General features: G+C 72.0%; 4 protein-coding genes and 1 pseudogene. 4 read left to right on the top strand and 1 reads right to left on the bottom strand.

Features of this window, described 5'->3' with window-relative positions; all coding sequences use genetic code 11:
• Window positions 1-21 precede the first annotated feature (21 nt).
• Window positions 22-795 (bottom strand): LPXTG cell wall anchor domain-containing protein, encoded by a 774-nt coding sequence (locus ACYVE9_RS16550; RefSeq protein WP_461028632.1) that lies wholly within the window; start codon window positions 793-795, stop codon window positions 22-24.
• A gap of 265 nt (window positions 796-1,060) precedes the next feature.
• Between ACYVE9_RS16550 and ACYVE9_RS16545 the strand changes: the two genes are divergently transcribed.
• The 4 genes and pseudogenes from ACYVE9_RS16545 to ACYVE9_RS16530 form a co-directional block, all read left to right on the top strand.
• Window positions 1,061-1,699, top strand: a complete 639-nt coding sequence (locus ACYVE9_RS16545) for a TlpA family protein disulfide reductase (protein WP_461028631.1) — start codon at window positions 1,061-1,063, stop codon at window positions 1,697-1,699.
• A gap of 7 nt (window positions 1,700-1,706) precedes the next feature.
• Entirely contained in the window at window positions 1,707-2,471 is a 765-nt protein-coding gene (locus ACYVE9_RS16540) for a cytochrome c biogenesis CcdA family protein (RefSeq protein ID WP_461028630.1), read from the top strand.
• Window positions 2,472-2,475: 4 nt separating this feature from the next.
• Window positions 2,476-4,365: a cytochrome c biogenesis protein ResB gene (resB, locus tag ACYVE9_RS16535; RefSeq protein WP_461028629.1), complete on the top strand. Its 1,890-nt coding sequence runs from the start codon at window positions 2,476-2,478 to the stop codon at window positions 4,363-4,365.
• A pseudogene (locus ACYVE9_RS16530) lies at window positions 4,362-4,553 on the top strand (c-type cytochrome biogenesis protein CcsB); the annotation flags it as partial. The gene resB and the pseudogene ACYVE9_RS16530, both read left to right, overlap by 4 nt.

Genomic DNA, 4,553 nt, shown 5'->3' with positions numbered 1-4,553 from the left:
GTGCCTGGTCATGCGCGCCGGTCAGTTCTGGCGGCTGCTGCGGCGCCGCAGGAAGACCGCGCCGCCGGCCGCGGCCAGCAGGGCCCCGGCAGCGGTCAGCGCCACCGTGTCAGTGGTCTGCGTACCGCCCACTCCGCCGGCCACCGCGCCGACGGGTGCCGCCTTCAGCGGCCCGCACAGGGCGGGGTTGGTGGCCTCGGAGGGCAGCGCGGGGTCGAGGTCGCTGGCCCCGAGCACGTCGTCGTACTCGCCGTTGCCGTTGTAGTCGATGCCGTGCACGACGACGACGGCGTTCTGCGCCCGCAGGCTCTCGGCGGTCTTGTCGTCGACCGTCAAGGTGCGCTGGTACGTGTACGAGGCGCCCTGCGGGAACCGGTCGATGGCCAGGCCGGAGTCGGCGCTGGTGTCGCCGGTGGTGGTGAGCGACGCGCCGATTCCGCCGTAGAACGGCGCGCCGTCGGTGGTGTTCAGGCTCAGTTGCCCGTTGTGCTCCTTGGCCGCGGACGCCGTCGGGCACTGGCCCTTGGCGCCGATGTGGAAGTGCTGGGCGTGCGGCGCGTCCAGCAGGCCCTGGGTCCTGACGGTCACGGTCGCCTGGTTCCCGTCGAGGTGGACCGTCGCGGTGCCGGAGCCGGTGACCCGGTTCGTCGGTACCGGCGAGAGCGTGGCGTGCAGCTCGTCGCCGTGCGCGGTGCCGTCGGGCGCGGCGACGCCGGCGACCGCTGCCGGGGCGAGGGCCACGGCGGGTATGAATGCTGCGAGAGCGGCCACCGAAACGGCCGTCGTCTTCCTCATGTTCTTCTCCAGATCGGGGGGATGAGGTCGGCACCGGGAAGTGAGCGATCACGTCACGTGTTCGTGCAGGTGCCTACCGTCACACCGTGCTGCGGGGACGCCGGGTCCGCCATTCGGGGCGGCCATTGCGGTGACCCGGCCGTCCGGAGCCCGAGGCCGCCGGTCCGCAGCCGCCGGGGCCGCTGCCGGGTGGGCTGAACAGGCCGGACGTTCTGGACAAGGGGGGCGCGGCGAAGGTTTCGAGAGTGCATGCGAAACTTTTCACATGTGCCACAGCCGCGCCCCCCGACGCCGTCCGGTCCGCCGAGCCGCCGCGCTGACGGCAGCCCTGACCGCTGCCGGTCTCGTCCTGGCCGGTTGCGGTTCCGGCGACGGCGGCGACACCCGGGGCAGCTCCGGCGGCGACACCAACATCGTGCAGGGCACCGGGCAGATCACCCAGGTCGCCGCCGCCGACCGCCAGCCGGCGCCGGACATCGCCGGGGAGACCGTGGACGGCGGGGAGCTGCGGCTCTCCGACTACCGCGGCAAGGTCGTGGTGCTCAACGTGTGGGGTTCGTGGTGCGCGCCCTGCCGGGCCGAGGCGCCGAACCTCGCCAAGGTCGCCGAGGACACCGCCGACCAGGACGTGCAGTTCGTCGGCATCAACACCCGCGATCTGGACAAGGCCAACGCGCAGGCCTTCGACCGCACCTACGGCATCGAGTACCCGAGCCTGTTCGACCCCAGCGGCAAGCTGATCCTCAAGTTCCCCAAGGGCAGCCTCAACCCGCAGTCGATCCCGTCCACGCTCATCCTCGACCGGGAGGGCCGGATCGCCGCGCGGGCGCTGAAGGCGCTCGGCGAGAAGGAACTCCGCGACGCTCTCGACCCGGTGCTCGCGGAGCAGCGGTCGGAGCAGTGACCTGACGATGCACGTGCTCACCGCCGCCACGGACGCGAACCAGACAGTGCTGACCGGCGCCCTGCTGGTGGCCCTGCCGATCGCGCTGCTCGGCGGCCTCATATCGTTCTTCTCGCCGTGTGTGCTGCCGCTCGTCCCCGGTTACCTCTCCTACGTGACCGGCATCGGCGGCAGCGACCTGGCCGAGGCGCGCCGGGGGCGGATGCTCGCCGGCGCTCTGCTGTTCGTGTCGGGCTTCACCGCGGTGTTCGTGTCGACCGGTGCGTTCTTCGGCTTCTTCGGCAACACGCTCCAGGAGCACAAGCAGATCATCTCGACGGTCCTGGGCACGCTGACCATCGCGCTCGGCCTCGCCTTCATGGGTGTGCTGCCCGGGTTCGCCCAGCGCGAGTTCCGCTTCCACCGCAAGCCGTCCGTCGGCCTGGCCGGCGCCCCCATGCTGGGTGTGCTGTTCGGCGTCGGCTGGACACCGTGCATCGGACCCACGCTCGCCGCCGTGCAGAGCCTGGCGGTCAACGAGGCGAGCGCCGGTCGGGGCGCGCTGCTGATGGTGGCGTACTGCCTGGGCCTGGGCCTGCCGTTCGTGTTCGCCGCGCTCGCCTTCCGGCGGGCGCTGGGCGCGTTCGGCTGGGTCAAGCAGCACTACGTGTGGGTGATGCGCGTCGGCGGCGGCCTGCTGGTCCTGATCGGCGTGCTGCTCGTGACGGGGATCTGGGACCGGATCGTCTACGACCTGACCGTCTGGTCCAGCCAGTACACCGTGGGAATCTGAGGCGATGAGCGACACCGGCCCCGGCAGCAGCAACAGCACCGACACCCGGCCCGAACCCGAGCCCGGGCCGGGCAGCGGTCCCGAGCCCGAGCCCGGCAGCGGGAGCGGCACGACCGGCGACGCGGGTTTTGACGGCACCGCCGCCGCACGGGACGCGGGCGAGGTGCGCGAGGCGGGGGCGCAGCTGTCCACCGCGCCCGACCAGGAGCAGTCGGAGCCGCCCAACCTGCCGTCGCTCGGGGTGATCGGCTGGATCCGCTGGTTCTGGCGGCAGCTCACCTCGATGCGGGTCGCGCTCCTTCTGCTGCTGCTGCTCTCCCTGGGCACGGTGCCGGGATCGCTGATCCCGCAGACCGGCGTGGACGAGGCCAAGGTCGCCGCGTTCCGCGAGAACAACCCGACGCTGTCCGGTTTCTACGACACCTTCCAGCTGTTCGACGTCTACAGCTCGGTGTGGTTCTCGGCGATCTACATCCTGCTCTTCGTCTCGCTGGTCGGCTGCATCATCCCGCGCAGCTGGCAGTTCGTGGGCCACCTGCGGGCCCGGCCGCCGCGGGCGCCCCGCCGGCTCGACCGGATGCCCGCGTACACCACGTGGCAGACCGACGCGGAGCCGGAGGAGGTGCTCGGCGCGGCCCGGTCGATGCTGCGCCGCCGCCGGTTCCGGGTGGCCGCGGACCCGTCGGGCGGCTCGATCGGCGCCGAGAAGGGCTATCTGCGCGAGGTCGGCAACCTGGTCTTCCACCTCGCGCTGATCGTGATGCTGCTGGCCTTCGCCACCGGGCAGCTGTGGCGGTCCGAGGGCGGCAAGCTCATCGTGCAGGGCGACGGCTTCTCCAACACCCTCACCCAGTACGACGACTTCCGGGCGGGCTCGCTCTACGACGAGGACAGCCTGGACTCGTTCGGGTTCACGCTGGACTCCTTCCACTCCACCTTCGAGCCGAGCGGCCCGCAGAAGGGCACGCCGCGCGAGTTCCGTGCGGACGTCACCTACTGGGAGGGCGCGGACGGCGAGGAGAAGAAGGCCGCGATCGAGGTGAACCGGCCGCTGAACGTCGGCGACTCGAAGGTCTACCTGCTGGCGCACGGCTACGCGCCGGTGGTCACCGTCACCGACGGGCAGGGGGACGTGGCCTACCGGGGCCCGGTCCCGTTCCTGCCGCTGGACGCCAACGTCACCTCGCAGGGCGTGGTCAAGGTCACCGACTACCGGGACACGGACGGCTCCGAGGACCAGCTCGGCTTCCAGGGCTTCTTCGTGCCGACGTACGCGCCGGGGTCCGGCCAGATGGCGTCGCAGTTCCCGGGGCTGACGAACCCGGCGCTCTTCCTCACCGCCTACCGCGGTGACCTGGGCGTCAACGGCGGCCAGCCGCGCAGCGTGTACCAGCTCGACACGGAGAAGATGGAGCAGTTCACCGAGGAGAGCGGTGATCCGCTGGCGAAGGTGCTGGAGCCGGGCGACACCCTGGAGCTGCCGGACGGCGCGGGTGAGCTGAAGTTCGAGAGCGTGCAGCGCTGGGCGAGCTTCCAGATCTCCCAGGAGCCCGGCAAGGGCTGGGCACTGGGCGGCGCGGTGGCCGCGGTGCTGGGCCTGGCCGGTTCGCTGTTCCTGTCCCGCCGCCGCGTGTGGGTGCGCGCGTCGGCCGGTCCTGACGGGCGAACCGTCGTGGAGATGGCCGCCCTGGGCCGCAGCGAGTCGGCGAGGGTCCCGGAGGAGCTGGGCGACCTCGCCCGGCGCCTGCGCGACGACGCCGCCGAGCCGTCCGAGGTCGAGCCGTCCGATCCCGGGACCTCCGACCCCGGGGCCGCCGAGTCCGGGGCCGCAGAACCGGAAGCAGCCGAGTCCGAAACCGAGTCCGTCCGTCCTGCCGAAGGAGCTGGCCAGTGAACCTCGCCGCGGCCGACAACCAATCGCTAGCCGACATCAGCAACGTCCTGGTCTACTCGGCGATGGCCGTGTACACGCTGGCCTTCGTGGCGCACATCGCCGAGTGGGTGTTCGGCAGCCGCAGCAGGGTCGCCCGCACCGCGGCGGCGCTGAGCCCCACCCGCAGGACGGCCGGCGCCGGGTCCGCC

This window comes from Streptomyces sparsus (genome assembly GCF_054776295.1).
This window is presented reverse-complemented; position numbering and strand designations above follow the sequence as displayed.